Source organism: Rothia nasimurium, assembly GCF_928381705.1.
GTDB classification, from domain to species: Bacteria; Actinomycetota; Actinomycetes; order Actinomycetales; family Micrococcaceae; genus Rothia; species Rothia nasimurium_G.
In genome coordinates, this window is sequence record NZ_CAKMSR010000003.1 from 159,679 (window position 1) to 181,020 (window position 21,342).

The window sequence follows — 21,342 nt, forward strand, 5'->3', positions numbered from 1 at the left end:
TCTACCCTGACCTGTTATACGGGGCACTGTCAAAAGGTGAGCCGTACCGGAAGTCCCGGTACGGCCCACACTTATGCTCTACTCAGCAGAGTCACGCAGTGCGCGGTTCACCGCTGAAATCATCGCCTTGAGTGAGGCACGAGTGGTCGAGCTGTCGATACCGACACCCCACAGCACCCGGCTCCCCACCGCTGCCTCAATGTATGAGGCCGCCTGGGCGCTCGCCGCAGAAGCCAGGGTGTGCTCCGAGTAGTCGAGCACGCGGACGTCCACGCCCTCCTTGGCCAAAATTGACTGCAGGGCCTCGATGGGGCCGCTACCCTGACCCACGCGGTTGTAGGTATGGCCAGCAATATTCAGGCCAACCCGCATGGTGGTCTCTCCGTGCTCCTCAGAGTCAATAGAGAGCGATTCAATGCGGTACTTGCCCCAGCGGGCGTCCGCCTCCCTGCTCGGTAGGTACTCATCGGCAAAAATATCCCACAGGGCCTTGCTCTCAACCTCGCCACCCTGGGCATCGGTCTGAGCCTGCACAATAGCAGAGAACTCCTGCTGGGCGCGCTTGGGCAAATCGAGCCCAAAGTCCTTCTTGAGCAGGTAGGCCACCCCGCCCTTGCCCGACTGAGAGTTCACACGAATCACAGCCTCGTAGGTACGGCCCAGATCCTTGGGGTCAATGGGCAGGTAGGGAACAGCCCATACCAATTCATCGACGCTCTTACCCTGCTCGGCAGCGTCCTTCTCCATACGCTCGAAGCCCTTCTTGATGGCGTCCTGGTGTGAGCCTGAGAAGGCGGTGAAGACCAGGTCGCCACCGTAGGGGGAACGCTCGTGAACGGGCAGCTGGTTGCAGTACTCAACGGTTCGACGAATCTCGTCGATGTCGGAGAAGTCAATTTCGGGGTCGATGCCCTGGGTATACATGTTCAGGCCCAGGGTAATCAGGTCAACGTTACCGGTGCGCTCGCCATTGCCAAAGAGGCAGCCCTCGATACGGTCTGCACCGGCCAGGTAGCCCAGCTCAGCTGCAGCTACACCGGTGCCCCGGTCGTTGTGGGGGTGCAGGGAGAGAATGACGTGCTCCCGGTTGGTCAGGTTGCGGCTGACCCATTCTACGGAGTCGGCATATACGTTAGGGGTAGCCATCTCAACGGTGGCAGGGAGATTGATAATAACCTCGTTGCCCTCGCCAATACCCAGCTCATCGGTGACAGCGTTGCAGACGCGAACCGCGTATTCCAGCTCGGTGCCGGTGAAGGACTCAGGTGAGTACTCGTAGGTGATCTTGGTGTCGCCAGCCAGCTGCTCTTCGTACTTCTTGCAGAGACGGGCACCGGTGAGGGCGATATCCAAGATGCCGTCCTGGTCCTGGTTGAAAACCACGCGGCGCTGCAGCACAGAGGTGGAGTTGTAGAAGTGGACGATAGCCTTGGGGGCCCCGTCGATAGCCTCAAAGGTCTTCTGAATCAGGTGCTCACGGCACTGTACCAGCACCTGGATGGTGACGTCGTTGGGAATGTGGCCCTCTTCGATGAGGGTACGCACGAAGTTGAAGTCGGTGGCCGAGGCTGAGGGGAAGCCGACCTCAATTTCCTTGTAGCCCATCTTGACCAAGAGCTTGAACATGGCGAGCTTGCGCTCGGTGTCCATGGGGTCAATCAGGGCCTGGTTGCCGTCACGCAGGTCAACAGCGCACCAGCGGGGGGCCTTGGTCATGGTCTTGTTAGGCCAGGTGCGGTCGGGCAAAGAAACCTGAATCTGCTGGTCAAATGGCACGTACTTGTGTACGGGCATGGGTGAGGGCTTCTGAAAGTTTTTCATCGTGATGACCTTAGATGTTGAGATCGGTGAGGAAGGGGTATCGTCCCGGGTAGCACTGACCCGTATCGAAGCTACACCCGGGGCGCTTCGATACGGCAGATAAGGAGTACCAGTGTCATCTCACTCATACTGTCACGGTATCACACAGAGACGGGCGGCGGCAGAACCTGCCACCGCCCGTCCACTATTTGGAACCGTTGTGGGTGCTTAGTAGCTGAAAGACTGCTGGCAGGTCACCTGATCGGCGGTCTGGCCGGTAGCACCCGCTGCAATCTCAGATTGGGGGGCTTCAATGGTGTCGCTCTCAGCCAGGTCTGACCCCAGAACAACGGCAATTCCCACGTACTGGTCTGAGGGGGTCAGGGAGGTAATACCGAAGAGATCGGCAATAGCCTGAGCTTCGGCCTCATAGCCGTAGGGGTAGTAAATTGCCGACTCGGTGTAGACCGCATCGGTGGTGGAGGTTGTCACCGAGGTGAAGCCAGCCTGCTCAATCTTGGGAGCCAGTTCTTCAGCACGGTCCTCAACACCGGTGGCATCGGTAACGCTCACACCCAGCGAATAGGTCAGTTCAGCAGCCGGGGCGGACGATTCACTCGCGCTGGCAGTAGCAGCGGGGGCAGGCTCGACCAGGGATTCATCCTTCTGAAGTTTGGTGAAGAAATCCTCTGCATCGGCAGAGAGCTGGAGCTTGTTCTCGTCGTAGATGTAGGGCTCGTTGGGGACGGTTGCAAAGACGACCTTGCTCAGGTCGATGTTGGCAAAGATAGAGCCGATGCTCACCAGGTTACCCAGGTTAGTCAGTTCCTTATCGACGGTGACGTTCTGGGTAATAGCCTCAGCGATGTTGAGTAGCATAGCCGGGTTGGTGAGAGTTCCCTCAGCCTGGACCTTCCGCAGTAGGGAGGCGAGGAAGCTCTGCTGGGCCTGGATACGGGCGGTATCGCTGCCGTCGCCAAAGCCGTGACGAGAACGTAGGAAGGCCAGAGCCTGTTCACCCTCAACGCTGGAGGTTCCGGCGGGGAGCTTGAGCCCGCTGTAGGTGTCGTCAATCGGCTCAGTTACACAGACCTCAACGCCACCCACAACGCTCGATAGGGCTTTGACGGCGTTAAAGTCCACCAGCATAAAGTGGTCGATAGCTACGCCAGTGAGGTTGCTGATTGTGGCCACGGTGCAGCCGGGGCCACCGCGTTCGAGGGACTCGTTAATCTGGGTTTCTTCGGTGGCGGGGTAGACCTCACCGGTTTCGGCGTCCGTGCACTTGGGAATATCGACCATCAGGTCGCGGGGGAAGGATATGACGTTGACGTTTGAACGGTCTTCGCTCACCTGAACCAGCATCATCACATCGGAGCGGGCCCCGGAGGCGGCGTCCTCAGCAGTACCGTAGGCCCCGTTGTTCCCGGCACGGGTATCGGAGCCAATCACAAGAATATCGAGAGGGCCGCTGGCAAGATTCGATGATAGCTCACCAATGTTCATCTCGGCGGTCTGCACGTTGCTGCGCAAACGCACCAGGGCAAAACCGCTAAAAGCAACCACCATAGCGAGAAGGGCAACGCACGAGAGCGCTATCCACTTGACCCGCTGAGACTTAAGAGGCTGGTTGCTCATATGACGCCCCAGGGGCGTAACAACTCGCTGCGGGGGCTGACCCTGTGGCGCCATAAAAGGTATCTCCGATTCGTCTACGGTACGGGGGTGACCGATTCTTCAGCCCAGCTTAGGGGGTAAAACTGGGAGGAAACTCCTGATAAGAGGGGAAAACTTAGAAGCCCAGCTTGCCCAGAGCGCGGGGGTCGCGCTGCCAGTCCTTGGCAACCTTCACATGAATGGAGAGGAAGACCTTGGTGCCGAGCAGGGCCTCGATGTTCTTACGGGCGGTTTGACCGATTTCTTTCAGGCGAGCTCCCCGCTTACCGATAATAATTCCTTTTTGGGAGTCTCGCTCTACAAATAGGTTTACGTGAATGTCGAGCAGGGGGTTATCCTCGCTGCGGCCCTCGCGCAGTTCCATCTCTTCAACGGTGACGGCTACTGAGTGGGGCAGTTCGTCCTGCACGCCTTCCAGAGCCGCTTCTCGCACCAGCTCAGCTACCAGGGTGGCCTCAGGCTCGTCGGTCAGCTCGCCGGTGGGGTACAGCGGGGGTGAGTCAGGCAGGTAGGACGAAAGGAGCTTCGCGACCTCTTCTACCTGGTAGTCCTTAACCGCAGAAACCGGGATGATATCTGCCCAGCCGCCACGGCCGTCATTAACCGGAGCAGGCGTGGCCTGACCCTTCTCACGGGTAGCGGCCGGGCCGCTACCCTTACGGAAGGGAAGCTCCTCCCCCTTCTTCTTGCGTTCCTGACGTTCGCGGCGCTGCTGGCGGGCAGCCCGCTCAGCGCTCATGACCTCATCGCCCAGTGCCGAAACGGCAAGGAGCTGCTCTGTCAGTTGCTCGTGACCCACCTTATCGGCCTTGGTGACGATAGCGACGATGGGCTTGTTGCCCGAGGCAGCCAGCTGCTGCGCAATGTAGCGGTCACCGGGGCCGATTTTTTCGTCGGCAGGAATGCAGAAACCAATGACGTCGACCTCAGAGAGAGTCTGCGCCACCATGTCGTTCAGACGCTCACCCAGCAGGGTACGGGGGCGGTGCAGACCGGGAGTATCAACCAGCACCAGCTGGAAGTCCTCACGGTGCACAATACCGCGGATGGTGTGGCGGGTAGTCTGCGGGCGGTTGGAGGTAATAGCGACCTTCTGCCCGACCAGCGCATTGGTGAGGGTTGACTTACCGGCGTTGGGGCGGCCTACCAGAACGGCAAAGCCCGCAGTGTAGTCGTCGGGGAAGGAAGCAAACTCCATGCAGATACTCCAATGATGGGATTAAGTAATGTCTTGGCTTTACTTTACAGGGTGTTGCGGCGCAGGGTCCGCCCAAACAGAGAGCGTGCCAATCTTATTGCGGCGCCCACGAGAACCAATAGCCTTAATGTGAATACCCTCAACAACAACTTCGCTGCCGATAATCGGTACCCGACCCAGGTGTTTAGCTAGCAGACCGCCGACCGTATCGACGTCCTCATCATCAAGTTCTAGGCCGAAGAGCTCGCCCAGTTCCCAAATACTCAGGCGGGAGCTGATCTTGAAGGTGCCGTCGTCTTGCAGGGTGATTTCGGGCTTCTCGTTGTCGTACTCGTCAGAGATGTCGCCGACCAGTTCTTCAATGAGATCTTCTAGGGTTACAAGACCGGCGGTTCCGCCATACTCATCAACAACCACAGCGACGTGGGTAGATTCACGCTGCATTTCCTTGAGCAGGTCCATCACGCGCTTGGATTCTGGCTCATAGCGGACCGGGCGCATCAGAGAGGTAATCCCCAAGCTCTTAAGGTCTGCCCCCGCCTCGCGTGAGGCGGCCAGGGCGTCCTTGAGGTAGAGCATGCCACGCACATCGTCAAAGGACTCCCCCAGCACCGGCACGCGGGAATAGCCCGACCGCAGGAAGAGGGAGATAGCGTCGTCCAGGCTTTCGGTGACGTCAACCGTCACCATATCGGCACGCGGCACCATAATTGAGCGGATGCGGGTCTCATCGAGTTCAAAAATGGACTGCACCATCTCTGCCTCGTCGTCTTCGATAGCCTCAGAAGAACTGGCGCGGTCAACGAACTCAAGAATCTCATCTTCAGTGAAGATGCCGGTCACCTGCTCGGAGTCCTTGGGGCTGACCTTACGGGACAGGGCGGTGAGAGCGGACGAGAAGGGGCGGGTCAGCACGCCCAGCCCGTAAACCACCCCAGCCATCGCCGAGAAGACCTGAGTATGCTTGGTGCGGCCCACCAGGCGGGGGGCAACCCCGAAAAAGGCAAAGACCACAACGGTCATGACCAGCAGGGTGACCAGGACGCTCACCCAGGTGCGGCTGAACAGGTCGTGGACGAGCAGGAAGAAACAGACGACTGAAGACACCTCAGCCAGAACCCGCCAGATACGCAGGGACCGGAAGTAGGGCTCGGGGTCAGCGAGAATAGCCCGAATACTCTTGTTCTCGGGCTCCTCCCCCAGACGCTGGGCCTCAGAGCGGGGCAGGTAGGTGTAGGACGACTCAACGGCGGTGAGCAGGTAGCCCACCAAGACTAAGAGCAGGACGGCACAGGCCAGCAAAGCAGAAGAAAACACCGGTTAGTGCCTCGTCTCTACAGGTGCCGGGCGCCCCAGAAACTCTTCAAGAATGGTGCGCTGAATACCGAACATTTCAGCCTCTTCTTCCGCCGTGGCGTGGTCGTAGCCCAGGCAGTGCAAGATGCCGTGGGTTGTGAGCAGGCAGAGCTCATCGAGGGTGCTGTGGCCGGCGTCCGCTCCCTGACGGGCGGCAACGGGCGGGCACAAGACAATATCGCCAAGGACGCCGGTGGCCAGCTCCTCGTCGGTGCCGGGGGTGAGCTCGTCCATGGGAAAGCTCATCACGTCTGTGGGGCCGGGTAGGTCCATCCAATCAATATGGATTCGCTCCATCTCCTCTTCACCCACAATGGCGATGGACAGCTCGGTCTCGGGTGAAACCTTCATGTGGGCAAAGGCGTGGGCTACCAGCTTCTCCAACACACCGGTATCGACAGCCTCAAAAGACTCACGCACAAAGTCGCTCGCCTCTGCGCCGGGCTCTTCAATATCAAACTCAATATTCACAGGGCTAGGCCTTCTCTTCGGGGGTTACATCGATACCTGACTGCTGCAGCAGCTTTTCGGCCGCAGCCTCAATGGTCTGGCGCTTGACCTTGCGATTACGGCGGCGCTCCATCGAGGTCTTGGCATCATCCCACTTATCGTAGGCACTCACAATATCCGAGACCAGGGAGTGGCGCACCACGTCCTCGGCCTGCAGAACCGCGAAATGGATATCGTCAATACCTTCAAGAATCTGACGGATCTGCTTCAGACCTGAGGCCTGACCACCGGGCAGGTCCACCTGGGTGACGTCGCCGGTAATCACCATCTTGGAGCCAAAACCCAAGCGGGTCAGGAACATCTTCATCTGTTCCACCGTAGTGTTCTGCGCTTCATCCAAAATAATGAAAGCGTCGTTCAGGGTACGACCGCGCATATAGGCCAGGGGCGCCACCTCGATGGTCCCGGCCTCCATCAGGCGGGGAATGGTCTCGGGATCCATCATGTCGTGCAGCGCATCGTAGAGCGGGCGTAGATAGGGGTCAATCTTCTCGTTCAGCGACCCAGGCAGGAAGCCCAGGCGCTCGCCCGCTTCAACAGCGGGGCGGGTCAGGATAATGCGGTTGACCTCCTTTGACTGGAGGGCTTGAACAGCCTTAGCCATTGCTAGGTAGGTCTTACCGGTACCTGCTGGGCCGATACCAAAGACCACGGTGTTGGCATCGATAGCATCGACATAGGACTTCTGGTTGATGGTCTTGGGCCGGATATTCTTACCCCGCGAGCTCAGAATGTTCTGGCTGATGGCGGTTGCGGGGTGAGAGAGGCTGGCAGTCATCATACCCATGATGCGCTTGACCACGTCTCCGGTAACCTGGGTGTCGTTCTCTACCAAAATGGTGAGTTCAGCTAGTAGGCGGACGGTGGTGGCAACGGTTTCTGAGGGGCCGGTAACAACCACGTCTAGTCCCTTGGGGCGAATGGTGAGACCGGGGAAGGTTTGCTCGATGAGGGTGATGTTTCCGTCGTGGGGGCCAAGTACCGCGACCATCTCTTCGGTTGACCGGAAGGAGAAGGTGCGGGCAACAGAGAGGGGGCGGCTGCTAGCCGTAGATGAGGTAGTCATAGATGCCCGTGCGGGCTGTCAGAGCTCCTTGAAATACAAAGCGTACGCGGTAGTTCTTACTTTACCTGTAGCAGAACGGGGTTTACCAGCGTCCTAACGCAACGTTGAGGGCAGAAATAGCGGCTGCACCGGCGGTAGAACTGCGGAGGATTTCTGGGCCAAGCAGCACCGTGTGGGCCCCGGCTTCTGCGAGCAGGTCGAGTTCTCGGGGGCTGATACCACCTTCGGGGCCAACGATGAAGTAGACCTCTTTTACCCGATCGGTCAGGTGCCGCTCAAGAGCTTGGGTGAGACGGTAGTCTGCCTGTTCGTGGAGAACCAGGAAGAGGCCGTCCTCCCCCAGCTCGTGGGCAAGATCGGCTAAATCTGCGGTCGAGTGCTGCTCGTAGACCGGGGGCAGCAGGGCCCGGCGGGACTGCTTAGCTGCTGCCCGCACCGTATTCTGCCACTTAGCCCGTGCTTTGACGGCCCGCTCCATCTTCCAGCGCACAATCGACCGGTCGGCGCTCCAGGGCACAATCCCGTGAGCGCCCAGCTCGGTGGCCATCTCAATGGCCTGGATATCCCTATCCCCCTTAGCCAGGGCCTGCACAAGGTATATCTCTACCCCCACCGTATCTTGGGTGAGCTCGAGGACCTCAAGCACGGGGCCGTCCTGACCCAGCTCAGTAACCCGGGTGATAGCGCGGTTGCCCTCACCGTCTACTACGTCGAGCCCTTCCCCGAGCTCGGGACGTTTAACGAGGGCGTGGTGCCCCTCGTCGCCGGTCAGGTGCAGGGTGGCACCTGGCGTCAGGGCAGCCAGCTCGTCAGGTTCGATGTAGTAGACAGCGTTGCTCATGGGGTCGTCCTATTTGAGGTGGTCTTTGAGGCGGGAGAAGAAGCCGCCCTGCTTATGGGTGACGGTTTCGCTGACCTGCAGGTCCTCGCCGCGAAGCTCGGAGAACTGCTTGAGCAGGTTCTTCTGTTCCTCGGTGAGGTCGGTGGGGGTGCGCACCTCAATCTGTACACGGATGTCGCCGCGGCCGCCGCCGCGCAGGTGGGTGACGCCCAGGTCCTTGAGGGTGACCACGTCACCTGACTGGGTTCCGGTGGGAATCTGTACCTGCTGGGGGCCGTCGAAGGTATCGAGGGTGATGGTGGTGCCCAGGGCCGCTGCGGTCATGGGCACACCTACGGTGGCTACCAGGTCATCGCCGTCCCGGCTGAAGGTGGGGTCGGGGTTGACGCGCAGCTCAACGTAGAGGTCGCCGTTGGGGCCGCCTGCGGTACCGGCTTCACCCTGGCCTGCCAGGCGGATGCGGGCGCCGTTGGTGACGCCGGCGGGAATTTTGATGGTGAGGGGCTTGCGTTCCCGCACGCGACCTTCGCCGTAGCATTCGGCGCAGGGGTGCTTGATAACGGTGCCGAACCCGCGGCAGGTGGGGCATTCAACGGGCTGCACGACGGTGCCCAGAATCGACTGGACCTGGCGCTGCATGTAGCCCTGGCCGTGGCAGGTATCGCAGGTTTCGGGGTGGGTGCCCTCAGCGGTTCCTTCACCCTTGCAGAGGTCACAGGTGACGGCGGTATCAACGGTGATGGGCTTGTTGGTGCCAAAGACGGCATCTTTGAGGTCGATCTTGACGTTGATGAGGGCATCCTGGCCCTGGCGGACGCGGCTCTGGGGGCCGCGCGGGGTAGAGTTGAAGAAGGTATCGAAGATATCTTGGAAGCCGCCAAAGCCCCCGCCGAAGCCGCCTGCTCCTGCACCGAAGCCACCGGCGGTGCCGTTTTCGTTGCCGGTCTGGTCGTAGATGCGGCGCTTTTCGGGGTCAGAGAGCACATCGTGGGCGAGGGAGACGCGCTTGAACTCCTCGGCAGCTTCTTCCGAAGGGTTGATGTCGGGGTGCAACTGGCGGGCCTTCTTGCGGTAGGCCTTCTTGATTTCTTCGGGGCTGGCATCGCGTGAGACGCCGAGGGTTTCGTAGTGACTGCTCACTGGTTCTCTCTTTCGATGGGCTGGTTTAAAGGGGGTAGGCGCAGGGCTAGGCCTGGCCCAAAATCTTGGATAGGTACCGGGCTACGGCGTTGACCTTGGAGACGGTGCTGGTGTAGTCCATGCGGGTGGGGCCAACGACTCCCACGTGGGCAGCTCCCCCGGGCCCGTAGCTACTGGCGACGACCGAGGTTTCGACCAGGGATTCGCTGCGGTTCTCAGAGCCGATACTCACGGCAAATCCGCGTTCATCGTGGTCTAGGTCGGTGAGCAGCTTGAGGAGTACTACTTGCTCTTCTAGAGCGTCCAGTACCGGGGCGATACTGCCCCTGAAATCTACGGTGGAGGCTGCAAGATAGGAGGTACCCGCGATGAGCACCTGCGATGAGGCACCCTGGGCTGCTAGTAGGTGCAAAGCCTCGGTGAGGGTGCCGAGCAGGTTATTGCCGGGGGCGGACGCCGGTGCTGCGGCTATGCTGTCGAGCGTACGGTTGGCGTAGAGGTCAAGGAGCTGCTGGCGGGCTACTGCAAGCTCTTCGGGGCTGTGGGCAAGGGTGAGGGTTCGCTGGTTAACCTGGCCGGAGTCGGTAATAAGAATCAGCAGCACCGTGGTGCTGGAGAGGGAGACCAGCTCGATATGGCGCACGCTGGTAGCCGGGCCGGTGGGGTACTGCACCATAGCTACCTGGTGGGTGAGCGATGAGAGTAGACGTACGCTGGTCTTCATCATCTCATCAACGCTTTCGGCGCTATCGAGCAGGGTGTGAATTGCCCGTTTTTCAGCGTCAGAGAGGGGCTGTAGGGACGATATCTGGTCAACGAAAAGGCGGTAGCCCCGGTCGGTGGGCACCCGCCCGGCACTAGCGTGGGGGGCTTGTATCAGCCCCTGTTCTTCGAGGGCTGCCATATCATTGCGGACGGTAGCGCTAGAGACCCCCAATTGGTGCCTCTCTAGAAGGGTTTTGGAGCCCACCGGTTCGCGGGTGTGCACGTATTCTTCAACGATGGCTTGCAGAACCTGCAAGCGTCTCGGGTGGTTCACGGCACCTCCTGGGTTCTTTGGGCTTGAGTCCTGGCTCCTGGGTTTTGGGTGGAGCAAAGACGGCTACTGGGTCAAGTTAGCACTTACTGTCCTTGAGTGCTAAGTTACCCATTAACTCTAATACCACTGAACTAGAATCAGAACTCGGTACGCTGATGGCTAATGCCCCTAGATAGGGCTAGAAAGAGAGTGAGAGGCAGACAGATGGACTACCGCGATAGCTGGGGCCAGGCAGACCTCAGGCCCCACCGCCCTAGCCTACCGAAGGTGGCCTTGACCCCCGGTATGGTACTGGAGGACGCTGCCACCGGCTTTGTGGGCGCGGCAGTTACCCTGCGGGCAACGGCGTCCGGGCCGCAGGTGGGTCTTGAAGACCGGATGGGCCGAATCAAGTTCTTCCCCCTGGGCCCGGGGTTTTTGCTTGAGGGCCGCAGTATTGACCTCATCAAGCCTCAGAAGAAGCCAGCACCTGTGAGTAAGAAGGTTTCCAGATCTGGGTCAGTAGCTGTGGAAAATGTTCAGGCCCGGACGGCCAGGGCTAGCCGTATCTGGGTAGAGGGTGTTCACGATGCCGAACTGATTGAAAAAGTCTGGGGTCACGATTTGCGGGTTGAAGGTATTGTAGTCGAGCCCCTGCACGGGGTCGATGACCTTGCTGCTGCAGTGGCTAGCTTTGGCCCGGCTTCCCACCGTAAGCTCGGAATTCTGGTAGACCACCTGGTGGCAGGTAGTAAGGAAGAACGCTTAGCGCAGGAAGCTATGGAAGTTGCCGGTGCCCGGAATAACGTGCTAATTGTGGGCCACCCCTTCGTGGATATCTGGCAGGCCGTTAAGCCCCAGGTGCTTGGCTTGCAGGCCTGGCCCGAGGTCCCCCGCGGGGAAGACTGGAAGACCGGCATACTGCGGCGTTTCGGCCGAGCAGCCGAAACCCCCGAGGACGTCCGCGCTGGCTGGGACTCTATCCTCAAACGAGTCAATAGCTATACCGACCTTGAAGCCAGTCTCTTAGGGCCGGTGGAACACCTCATCGACTTCGTCACCCTTGACGAGTCAATAGGCTAGAGCGGTTACAGCCGGTGTGACAAATATCGTCCTGCTCCCCCGAAAATTCGTAGGCTTGGCGTATACCGTCCCACAGCGGTATTGACTAAAATTGTGTTTGCTGGACTTAAAGCCCACGCATCACTCATTCGCCTTTCAACCTCAAAGAGAAGAATTCTTGAAGACCGCAACTGCACCTTCCTCGACCGCCTACAAGGGGTCATCTGCAACCGCTGCACACCTGTCTGTTAGCGCAGACCGAAATATCGCAACCGCTGCACATTTTGGGGGCGTGCTAGGTTGTATCCCTGCGGCCGTCATCTACTACCTCTACCGGGGCCGTGGCCCCTTCACCGAGCAGGAATCTCGCGAAGCTCTCGACTTCACCCTGCTACCTACGCTGGTTCTGGCTATCTCCATCATGCTGAGCAATATTCCGGCTATCGGTTGGCTCTTTGGCCTGATTGCTGCTCTGGCCTGGACCTATCTGGCAATCTCAGCCCTGGTCGCTGGCAGCAAGGTCACCCGCGGCAACCCCTATCAGTACAAGGGCAACACCCGTCTTTTCAGCAAGCTCACCCGCCGCGGTAAATAGGCACCCGGGCTTTATCCCAAAGGGGGCGGTTTGACTCAGCTGATTCAAACCGCCCCCTTTAGTTTCCCCTGGCAGGGCAAGAGTAGTTAGCTGTCGATATCTGGCAGCAGCTCACGGGTCACCGCATCTCCCAGTAGACGCCCCTGCAGGGTGAGCTGCACGCGTCCGCCCGCTCTTGCCTCGGGATCAATCAGACCCTGCCCTTGAAGCCAGTCAAGGGAGGTCTCCACCCGGCCAGTAGCACCGTTGTCCAGCAGACGGGAAATCTCCAGACCATCAATGACCCTGACCTGCAGCATGATGTCCTCAAACCGACGGGTCTGCTCCCCTAACACTTCGCGGGCAGCTGCCGGGCTCTGGCCGGCACGGACCCGGTTGGCATAGGGAACAGGGTGTTTGAGGTTCCACCAGCGGGTGCCGTTGATATGGGAGTGAGCACCGGGGCCAATCCCCCACCAGTCTTGATTGCGCCAGTAGGCATAGTTATGGCGGGAGCGGCACTCAGGTGACTTGGCATAGTTCGACACCTCATACCAGTGGTAGCCGGCCTCATTGAAGATCTGCTCAGCCAGCAGGTACATATCCGCCATCAGGTCTTCGTCGGGCATGGTGTAGTCACCCCGCCGAATCTGGGCAGCTAGCTTGGTACCCTCTTCAACAATGAGCGAATAGGCAGAAATATGGTCGGGGGCATACGACACCGCAGCCCGCACCGACTGCTCCCACTGGGCCAGACTCTCCCCCGGTGACCCGTAAATCAGATCAACCGACACCTGCAGCCCAACCTCTTTGGCCCAGGCAACCACCTTGGGAACATTCGCCGGAGTGTGGGTACGATCAAGCACCTCAAGTACCTCAGGTACCACCGACTGCATACCGAAGGACACCCGGGTAAAGCCACCGGCCTTCAGCGTCTCAAGGTCCTCACGGGTCACCGAGTCGGGGTTGGCCTCGGTCGTTACCTCAGCACCCTCTTCTACACCAAACAGCTCAACCGCTTCGCGCAGAATCCTCACAAGGTCAGCTGCCGGCAGCTTGGTGGGGGTTCCCCCACCAAAAAAGACAGAGTAGAGCGGACGGTCAGCGACACCCGACTCGCGCAAAACCTGCCGGGCAAAGCGCAACTCGGCGATGGCGTCCTCGGCATAGGTACCCAAACCCACCCCGTTGCCAAAATCCTCGGTGGCGTAGGTATTGAAGTCGCAGTAGCCACACCGTACCGAGCAAAAGGGCACGTGTACGTAGAGAGAAAAATCGCGCTCAACGCCGTGGACGGCAGAATCAGCGGGGATTCTGCCGTCCAAAGGGGCCGGAGCGCCCAGGGGCTGGGCTGGCATTACTTCTTGCCCTTGTCCTTACCTTCTTCACCGGAAGACAGGGCTGCGATGAAGGCTTCCTGGGGAACCTCAACACGGCCCACCATCTTCATACGCTTCTTACCTTCCTTCTGCTTCTCCAGCAGCTTACGCTTACGCGAAATATCGCCACCGTAGCACTTAGAGAGAACGTCCTTACGCATAGCGCGAATATTCTCACGGGCAATAATGCGAGAGCCAATAGCAGCCTGAATCGGCACCTCGAACTGCTGACGAGGAATCAGTTCACGCAGCTTGCCGGTCATCATCACGCCGTAAGAGTAGGCCTTATCGCGGTGGGTAATAGCTGAGAAAGCGTCAACCTTCTCACCCTGCAGCAGAATATCGACCTTGACCAGATCGGCTTCTTCCTCACCGTCAAACTTCCAGTCCAGAGAAGCATAACCGCGGGTCTTGGACTTGAGCTGGTCGAAGAAGTCAAAGACAATTTCGGCCAGGGGCAGGCGGTAGCGCAGTTCCACGCGATCCTGGGAAAGGTAGTCCATGCCGCCCATGGTGCCGCGGCGGGACTGGCACAGCTCCATAATCGCGCCCACAAACTCGTTCGGGGCAATGATGGTGCAAGCTACCATCGGTTCGCGAATGGTAGCGACCTTACCCTCGGGGAACTCGGAGGGGTTAGTCACGCGCTGGGCGGTGCCGTCCTCAGCCACCACATCGTAGATAACGTTGGGGGCAGTAGAAATCAGGTCGAGGTTGAACTCGCGTTCCAGACGCTCACGCACAATTTCAAGGTGAAGCAGGCCCAGGAAGCCACAACGGAAACCAAAGCCTAGAGCCGCAGAGGTCTCAGGCTCGTAAATCAGGGCGGCGTCGTTGAGCTGCAGCTTATCGAGGGCGTCACGCAGGGCCGGGTAGTCAGAGCCGTCAATCGGGAAGAGACCAGAGAAAACCATGGGCTTGGGGTCTTCGTAGCCACCCAGCTCTTCTGCGGCAGGCTTGTGGGCACCGGTAACGGTATCACCCACGCGGGACAGGCGGACGTCCTTCACACCGGTAATCAGGTAGCCCACCTCGCCCACGCCCAGGCCGTCGGTCGGCTTGGGCTCGGGAGAAATCACACCGATTTCCAGCAGGTCGTGCTCGGCGCCGGTAGACATCATCTTAATCTTCTGGCGGGGTTCCAGTTTGCCGTCCACCACACGAACATAGGTGACCACACCGCGGTAGGAGTCGTAGACAGAGTCAAAAATCATGGCGCGAGCGGGGGCATCAGCCTGACCCTCGGGCGCGGGCAGTAGCTCAACAATGCGATCCAGCAGCTCGGGCACACCCTCACCGGTCTTACCCGAAACCCGCAGCACATCCTCAGGCTCAACACCAATCAGGTTAGCCAGTTCCTCGGCATACTTATCGGGCTGGGCAGCCGGAAGGTCAATCTTATTGAGCACCGGAATAATGGTCAGGTCATTTTCCATAGCCAGGTAGAGGTTAGCCAGAGTCTGAGCCTCAATACCCTGGGCGGCATCCACCAGCAGTAGCGCACCCTCACAGGCAGCTAGCGAACGAGAGACCTCATAGGTAAAGTCCACGTGACCGGGAGTGTCAATCATGTTCAGGGCATAGTTGACGCCGTCCACCTCCCAGGGCATACGAACAGCCTGGGACTTAATAGTGATACCGCGCTCACGCTCGATATCCATGCGGTCAAGGTACTGGGCCTTCATCTCGCGCGGAGTAACCACGCCGGTGGCCTGCAGCATGCGGTCAGCCAGGGTGGACTTACCGTGGTCAATATGCGCAATGATGCAGAAGTTACGGATAACGGAAGGGTCAGTGGCCGCCGGTTTGGGCGGGTTGGTCGCCAAGGGTGACACGTGGGTTGGGTCCTTTCACGACTCTCAGAAAGCTCATGGGAGCCTACCGGGTCTCTGACGGTAGAAATCAGTTAACCAGTTTCTCACATTTAGCCGGTGCGTGTCTGCTCGCGCGCCGATGAGCAGCGATTATTGTAGTGACCATGAAGATCAACATGCGAACCATCCAGCAGGCACTGAACATCGGCCAGCGCATCTACCGGGAATGGAACAAATACCAGAACCAGAAGAATAAGCAGCAGGGCACCGGTACCCGCCCCTCTGATGGCAGGAGCCAGGCAGGCACGCGCACCCGGCAGCATCCGGACGCCGGCAACGGCAATTTTGGTACTTTCGGCTCCGGCAGTAACCAGCAGGCCCCTGCCGGTCAGTCCACCGGAAGCTGGGAACAGGGCGGCTACCCCGGCGACTACTTCGGCTCGGTAGCCTTTGACTACTCCCCCGCTCTCGACGGCGACGCCGACCCCGGCGAGGTCGTCTGGGCCTGGGTCCCCTTCGAAGAGGACTACAGCCAGGGCAAGGACCGCCCTGTCCTGGTCATCGGACGTTCCGGTTCCTACCTTCTGGGACTGATGCTCACCAGCAAGGACCATTCCAACTCCCGCACCGCCGACCCCAACTACCTGGACATTGGTACAGGCGTATGGGACAAGGAAGGGCGCGACTCCGAAGTCAAACTCAACCGTGTCATCCAGCTCAACCCGAACGGTATCCGCCGTGAAGGAGCCATCATGGACCGGGCAACCTTCGACTTCATCGCCGAGGCCTACCGCCGTCGCTAAGAAACTTGCTCACAAGGGGTTACACAGGCTCGCGCTCGCTGCCGACCCTCTCGCTGGTTCGCTTCGCTCACAAGCGATTCACGCCAGCCCCGAAGCCAGCAGCTTCGCTGCGAGCCTGCTCCACCCAACCTGGCAGGGTCTAAGAAAAATTGTTGCTTATATCTCTGCCCTAAGCTGGGGCGGAGCTGATAAAGTTAACCCTTGTGTGTCCGATGGTCATCGGGCACTGCTGACTGGTTGCCATAGGCATCCCCACGCCGCTCAGTCGATGACCGGTCAGCGCAGCCCTCACCGACCAATTAGACAAAAACAGAAAGTTTTTAATCGTGGCTAACATCAAGTCCCAGAAGAAGCGCATCCTCACCAACGAGAAGGCTCGTCTGCGCAACAACGCAATCAAGTCAGATCTCAAGACCTCCATCCGTAAGGTCAACGAGGCAGTTGAAGCTCAGAACGTTGAAGCAGCAACTGAAGCTCTTCGTGTTGCGAACCGCAAGCTGGACAAGGCTGTTTCTAAGGGTGTTCTGCACAAGAAGAACGCAGCTAACAAGAAGTCCGGTCTGACCGTTCTCGTCAACAAGCTTTCCTAAGTTCTATATTCCGGCCCCTCTAGCCGGCGTCTAAGAGCGAAGTGACACAAGGCCCCGCTCCCTTTCCTGGGAGCGGGGCCTTGTGCTTTCTTGCCCTGTCGCTAGTGGTTGCGGGAGGCCTGGGAAATAGCCAGAACGGCTTTTTCTAGGGGGTAGAAAGAGTCAAGATTCTCGCCCTTGAGCTGGGCATCGGTATCGGCCAGCAGGGCCAGGACGCGGGCCAGGTCGGCAGGCGCATACCTGCGGGAATCCCGCTGGGCAGCTTCTACCTGCCAGGGAGCCATCTTAAGGTCACCCGCCAGCTGGTTGGAGTTACCGCGCACCCCGTGCACTTTGGCAATGTTACGCATGCGGGCAGCCAGAGCACCCAGGATAGGGATAGGGTCGCTCCCGGTATCGATTGCCTGGCGGAGCAGTTTAATGGCTTCCCTGCTGTTGCCCGCTACCGCAGCATCGCCCACCTTAAAGGCGGTGACCTCGGTGCGGCCGCCAAAGTAACGGTCGATGGTGTCTACAGTGATGGTACCCGGCTCATCTGCAATGAGCTGGCGGGCAGCCGAGGCTAGTTCTGAGATATCACTGGTTGCTGCCGTGAGGGCTGCCGCTGCGGGCGGGTCAATAGAGCGCTGGGCTGAGCGGAACTCGTAAATGACGAAGTCCAGCCGGTCGCGTTCATTTTTAAGGGCTTTACACTCAACCACCGGGTAGGACTTGTTGGCCTTGATGGTATCAATGAGCTTTTTGCCCCTGTTACCTCCTGCGTGGTGCAGTACCACCAGGGTGGAGTCGTGGGGTGCAGCGGCATAGGCAAGGGCGTCCTGCAGGAAGGCGTCGCTCATGGATGCGACCTGGGTGACCTCAATGATTTTGGGTTCGTCGAAAAGTGAGGGGCTGGCAAGGACGTCTAGCTGCCCGGCCCGGTAATCTTTGGCCGAAAGGCTGGTGAGTTCGTAGCTGCCGTGGGCCTCTTCAAAGAGCTGGCGGAGCCGCTGGGTGGCCCGGGAAGCAAAGTATTCTTCGGGGCCGTAGAGCAAAACGAGTGGAGCAAGCGGAACCGATCGCCAGCCGTTATCTGGCCCAGCTGAGCGGGTGCGGGGTGTGCGTGCCATGTATCCTCCTTGGGTGCCTTTCTATCTTGTCAGATAAAGCGCTTTTGTGCAGGTTTAGCCGGAGGCGGTCACCTCAATCCCCCGGTCACTGGTGGTCAGCGCCAGATGCCCCGAAAGGTCTGTGCGGGCAGCGGGGATAGAACGTTGGTTCAGGAAGCTGAGAATACTCTCATGCGGGTGCCCATAACTGTTGCCTGCTCCCACAGGGATGAGCGCTAGGGAGGGGCTGGCTGCGATGATCAGGTCGGTGCCGCTGCCCGCCGAGCCGTGGTGGGCTATTTTAAGGACGTCGGCAGGCACCTGCCCTGCCGATTCGGCAAGAAGCCGGTGGGCGGCGTCCGCTTCAAGATCCCCCGTGGTGAGCACGGTCAGCGGCCTCTGGCCGGTCTCCCTGGCAGGCAGAGACCAGTGGATGACGAGGGAGGAATTGTTGATCCAGCTAGAGGAGCCGGTCGCACCGGGAATTCGCTGGGCCTGCTCCGGGGGCCAGAGCACCCGGCCCAGGGGCTGACCGGCTGCCTCGTGCTGCCCTGCGGTAACGGACTCTGCTGGGAAGGCCGAGCCCGCAGAAAGCCGATAGGCAGCTGTTCCTTGCGTAACCGGGGTCTGCTCCCCCTGCCTGCTGTAATGGGGTGACGTCACCAACGTCGGCTGGGCGAAGTCACTTTGAACCCGTTGTAGCGCCCCATCATGGTCGCTATGGGCATGGGTTATGAGCACAGCTTCCAGCTGGTCTACCCCGGCCCAGTCGAGGCAGGACTTGAGGGCCGAGTAATCGTCGCCGGTATCAAGAAGGTAGGCCGATCGCTGGCCGGTACGGATGAGGTGGGCGTCCCCTTGGCCTACATCGCAGGTGAGCCACTGCCAGTTATCAGGGGCCCGGTGTGCAACCGGCCAACGGTCGTGCAGCAGGAAAACCGCTAGACCTATCACGAGCACTAGGAGGGCAAGATCTACGAGGCTTTTGTTTCTCCTGCGGTTCACGGCCTGCTCCCTAGCAGTCGAGGCAAGCGGGCCGGGGGCAGGGAGTTGAGAGACCTGTCCGCTGAGAGAACCAGCCAGCTGCTACCCACAACGATCAGCAGGGTCAACCCTAGAGTGAGCGGTGAAAGCGCAAGAGGTATCTGACTTGCAGGTAGCTTGTAGCACCAGGCAGCAACCGCTAGCAGCCCCTGGGTAAGAAAGCCACCGAGATTCATGAGGGCATCGAGCAGGGGTTGGGCTAGCCCCAGGGCGTAGCCGATGAGGGCAAGTAACCCCAGCACGGTAATGGACGCTACCAAAGGGGCTGCCAGAAGGTTAGCTAGGACCGTATAGGGGTAGATGGACTCAGAAAGTATCAGGATAACCGGCGCGCACCAGAGGCTAGCGGCACAGGGTAGGGCTACCAGATCAGCAAGCAGAAGGGGCAGCGCTCTACTGAGGAGACGCGAGATAGCCGGTGCCAGTATCAGGAGGGAAGCTGTAGCCACGACCGAGAGAATAAAGCCGTAGTGGGTGGCAAGGGGTGGTGCTGCCAGAAGAAGAGCCATTACGCAGGTTGAGAGGAAAGCCAGACGGTAGGCTCCGTGGCCAAGAATCAGACCTAGAGCTCCCAGCAGCCCCATTACCCAGGCTCTGAGTACAGAACCGTCAAGCCCTACCAGCACGACGTAGGCCGATGACGCGGCCACTCCGACTGCTATGAGGGCAGGGCGCCGGGGCCACAACGGGTAGAGCAGACGGTAGGCGACGACAAAAATCAGGGTAATGTTAGCCCCCGAAACAGCTGTCAGGTGTGTTAGACCGGCCACCCGCAAAGATGAAAGAGCCGGTGCAGGCAGCGAAGAATCATCGCCGTAGGCCATACCCAGGAGCAGGCCAGCCCGTTCGGCGCCCAGATGGTCCACTGCCCTATCGCGCAACCCGCTCTTAAGTTCGAAGAGAGGGGCTACAGAAGCCGGGTGCTCCAGCAGGCTCACAGCTCCCTGCAAACGGTAGTAGGTTCCGCTGACCTTCAACTCCCCCACCGCGCTGACAGTGCTCCCCGGAATAAAAAGTTTATCTGTATAGACGCTGAGCGGTACCCGCTGGCTCCAGGTCCTTGAAGCCTGCCTTATCTCCACGGTTTCTACCTGCAACCTATACCCACCCGTCGGAGCAGGCCGGGCCTCAGTTACTTCAGCCGTCACTCGTATTCCCTGCCCGTTCAGAGTCTGCATCAGCTCCCACTGTTGAGGGTAGCCCCGGGCCTGAAGGGCAACAGTCTGTAAGGCAGCGAGCAGGCAGGTTAGCGCCAGGGTATGCGACACAAACACCGGTACCTGGGTCAGTGGACCTTTCACCTTCGCAATACTTTTCCGAACTAAAATCTGGGCGCTGCACCAGGAGCCCAGAGCAAGACAAGCGAGCAGGGCCCCAGCCCAGAGCGCACACCGGGCCCCGGCAAGAATCCACAGAGCAGTAAAACACCAGAGCCCCACAGCAGGTACCACAAGACGGGCATCGGTCAGACGCGGTTGCACCCGCCGATGTTCGGCCCGTTCAGCCTGTGCCTGCTGCCAGCTCCGCCCAGCAGCCAGTACCCTTTTCATACCGTCACCAGCGGGCGGAGAGCTTCAAGAGTGGCTGGACCAATGCCCGAAACCTGGTCCAGCTCATCCACCGAGCTGAAACCCCCGTACTGCTCCCGCCAGCTAATAATCGATGCAGCCAGCACCGGGCCGACCTTCGGCAGGGTCTGAAGCTCTTCGGTGCTTGCCGTATTGATATTCACTAGCCCGGCAGCGTCCGTACCCCGCTCTGTACCGGGAAACGTGCCAGCCGACCCCTGAGCGGCCTCGACGCCACCCGCCGAACTAGGTGGTGCCTCGCCCTTCACCGGAATATAGACCTGGCTCCCGTCACTAGCAGGGGCTGCCAGATTAATCGCCGATGTATCAGCATCGTCCCTGAGCCCACCGGCAGCTGTGACCGCATCGTTCACCCGGCTACCAGAATCCAGCTCGTAGACTCCCGGAGTCTGCACCGCGCCGGCAACATGAACCACCACAGGCGCACCTCCCCCGTTGGTATTCGCTGAGATAGCGGCCGCCCCGGTGCTCAGCCCCTGACCAGCCTCATCACCTGGCACCGGGCTACCCCCATCAGCAGGTACCACAGCACCCCCAGAAGGAGCCACAGGAACCGCCGACACAGACGAGCCGCCACCAGAAAACACCACAGGCCACAGAGCAACAAGACCCAGGACAAGAGCAAGAATCACCAAAGCACCCGTAGGCACCCGCCATCGGGTCACCGAAGCCTGCGGACCAAGACCGGGAGCCTCCGAACCGGAAGACGCCAAAGCACGCTCAAGAAGCGCCCGATGGCGGGGACTCCGTGTGGCGCTCGCAGGAGCAGGGCCGTGGCGCCTGCTGCGCAAGA

At 59.7% G+C, this 21,342-nt stretch carries 19 protein-coding genes; 4 read left to right on the top strand and 15 right to left on the bottom strand.

Translation table 11 applies throughout. The annotated features are described in order from the left end of the window. Positions 1 to 78: 78 nt before the first annotated feature. The 9 genes from leuA to hrcA all read right to left on the bottom strand — a co-directional run bounded on the left by leuA (position 79) and on the right by hrcA (position 10,627). Positions 79 to 1,821, bottom strand: coding sequence for a 2-isopropylmalate synthase (gene leuA, locus L6762_RS03995; protein WP_237185689.1), 1,743 nt, complete (start codon positions 1,819 to 1,821; stop codon positions 79 to 81). A 207-nt stretch (positions 1,822 to 2,028) separates the two neighbouring features. Beyond that, the gene (locus L6762_RS04000) at positions 2,029 to 3,438 is read right to left on the bottom strand and encodes an LCP family protein (protein WP_237185690.1); all 1,410 of its coding nucleotides are present in this window, start codon (positions 3,436 to 3,438) and stop codon (positions 2,029 to 2,031) included. A 154-nt stretch (positions 3,439 to 3,592) separates the two neighbouring features. After that, a complete protein-coding gene (locus L6762_RS04005; RefSeq protein ID WP_237185691.1) occupies positions 3,593 to 4,675 on the bottom strand; it encodes a GTPase Era in 1,083 nt (360 codons plus the stop codon). A 39-nt stretch (positions 4,676 to 4,714) separates the two neighbouring features. Beyond that, positions 4,715 to 5,992, bottom strand: a complete 1,278-nt coding sequence (locus tag L6762_RS04010; RefSeq protein ID WP_237185692.1) for a hemolysin family protein — start codon at positions 5,990 to 5,992, stop codon at positions 4,715 to 4,717. Positions 5,993 to 5,995: 3 nt separating this feature from the next. After that, on the bottom strand, positions 5,996 to 6,502 hold the full coding sequence (ybeY, locus tag L6762_RS04015; protein ID WP_237185693.1) for an rRNA maturation RNase YbeY: 507 nt from the start codon (positions 6,500 to 6,502) through the stop codon (positions 5,996 to 5,998). Between the two features lie 4 nt (positions 6,503 to 6,506). Continuing rightward, positions 6,507 to 7,607 carry a PhoH family protein gene (locus L6762_RS04020; RefSeq protein WP_237185694.1) on the bottom strand — a complete coding sequence of 367 codons (1,101 nt, stop codon included), beginning with the start codon at positions 7,605 to 7,607 and terminating at the stop codon, positions 6,507 to 6,509. An 82-nt stretch (positions 7,608 to 7,689) separates the two neighbouring features. Continuing rightward, a complete protein-coding gene (locus L6762_RS04025; protein ID WP_237185695.1) occupies positions 7,690 to 8,448 on the bottom strand; it encodes a 16S rRNA (uracil(1498)-N(3))-methyltransferase in 759 nt (252 codons plus the stop codon). 9 nt (positions 8,449 to 8,457) lie between these two features. Then, positions 8,458 to 9,588, bottom strand: a complete 1,131-nt coding sequence (gene dnaJ / locus L6762_RS04030) for a molecular chaperone DnaJ (protein WP_237185696.1) — start codon at positions 9,586 to 9,588, stop codon at positions 8,458 to 8,460. Positions 9,589 to 9,634: 46 nt separating this feature from the next. Beyond that, positions 9,635 to 10,627 carry a heat-inducible transcriptional repressor HrcA gene (hrcA, locus tag L6762_RS04035; protein ID WP_237185697.1) on the bottom strand — a complete coding sequence of 331 codons (993 nt, stop codon included), beginning with the start codon at positions 10,625 to 10,627 and terminating at the stop codon, positions 9,635 to 9,637. Positions 10,628 to 10,831: 204 nt separating this feature from the next. On the opposite strand from hrcA, the gene L6762_RS04040 reads away from it, so the two are divergent. Together L6762_RS04040 and L6762_RS04045 are read left to right on the top strand one after the other, a co-directional pair. Next, on the top strand, positions 10,832 to 11,689 hold the full coding sequence (locus L6762_RS04040) for a DUF3097 family protein (protein ID WP_237185698.1): 858 nt from the start codon (positions 10,832 to 10,834) through the stop codon (positions 11,687 to 11,689). A 157-nt stretch (positions 11,690 to 11,846) separates the two neighbouring features. Beyond that, a complete protein-coding gene (locus L6762_RS04045; protein WP_237185699.1) occupies positions 11,847 to 12,263 on the top strand; it encodes a DUF4870 domain-containing protein in 417 nt (138 codons plus the stop codon). Positions 12,264 to 12,349: 86 nt separating this feature from the next. Here the strand turns inward: L6762_RS04045 and hemW are convergent, their stop codons facing one another. Then, positions 12,350 to 13,600: a radical SAM family heme chaperone HemW gene (hemW, locus tag L6762_RS04050; protein ID WP_237185700.1), complete on the bottom strand. Its 1,251-nt coding sequence runs from the start codon at positions 13,598 to 13,600 to the stop codon at positions 12,350 to 12,352. Then, on the bottom strand, positions 13,600 to 15,456 hold the full coding sequence (gene lepA / locus L6762_RS04055) for a translation elongation factor 4 (RefSeq protein WP_237185701.1): 1,857 nt from the start codon (positions 15,454 to 15,456) through the stop codon (positions 13,600 to 13,602). The genes hemW and lepA overlap by 1 nt, the downstream gene beginning before the upstream one ends. Positions 15,457 to 15,599: 143 nt before the next feature. Here lepA and L6762_RS04060 point away from each other — a divergent pair, with 143 nt between their 5' ends. Both L6762_RS04060 and rpsT read left to right on the top strand, forming a co-directional pair. After that, positions 15,600 to 16,238 (top strand): type II toxin-antitoxin system PemK/MazF family toxin, encoded by a 639-nt coding sequence (locus tag L6762_RS04060; protein ID WP_237185702.1) that lies wholly within the window; start codon positions 15,600 to 15,602, stop codon positions 16,236 to 16,238. A gap of 326 nt (positions 16,239 to 16,564) precedes the next feature. Next, positions 16,565 to 16,828 (top strand): 30S ribosomal protein S20, encoded by a 264-nt coding sequence (gene rpsT / locus L6762_RS04065; protein WP_185172890.1) that lies wholly within the window; start codon positions 16,565 to 16,567, stop codon positions 16,826 to 16,828. A gap of 101 nt (positions 16,829 to 16,929) precedes the next feature. Here the strand turns inward: rpsT and holA are convergent, their stop codons facing one another. From holA to L6762_RS04085, 4 genes are all read right to left on the bottom strand, one after another. Then, positions 16,930 to 17,937, bottom strand: a complete 1,008-nt coding sequence (gene holA, locus L6762_RS04070; RefSeq protein WP_237185703.1) for a DNA polymerase III subunit delta — start codon at positions 17,935 to 17,937, stop codon at positions 16,930 to 16,932. 54 nt (positions 17,938 to 17,991) lie between these two features. Further along, positions 17,992 to 18,921, bottom strand: a complete 930-nt coding sequence (locus L6762_RS04075; protein WP_237185704.1) for a ComEC/Rec2 family competence protein — start codon at positions 18,919 to 18,921, stop codon at positions 17,992 to 17,994. After that, positions 18,918 to 20,261, bottom strand: a complete 1,344-nt coding sequence (locus L6762_RS04080; RefSeq protein ID WP_237185705.1) for a ComEC/Rec2 family competence protein — start codon at positions 20,259 to 20,261, stop codon at positions 18,918 to 18,920. The genes L6762_RS04075 and L6762_RS04080 overlap by 4 nt, the downstream gene beginning before the upstream one ends. A gap of 245 nt (positions 20,262 to 20,506) precedes the next feature. After that, positions 20,507 to 21,049 (bottom strand): helix-hairpin-helix domain-containing protein, encoded by a 543-nt coding sequence (locus L6762_RS04085; RefSeq protein WP_237185706.1) that lies wholly within the window; start codon positions 21,047 to 21,049, stop codon positions 20,507 to 20,509. Positions 21,050 to 21,342: the final 293 nt, after the last annotated feature.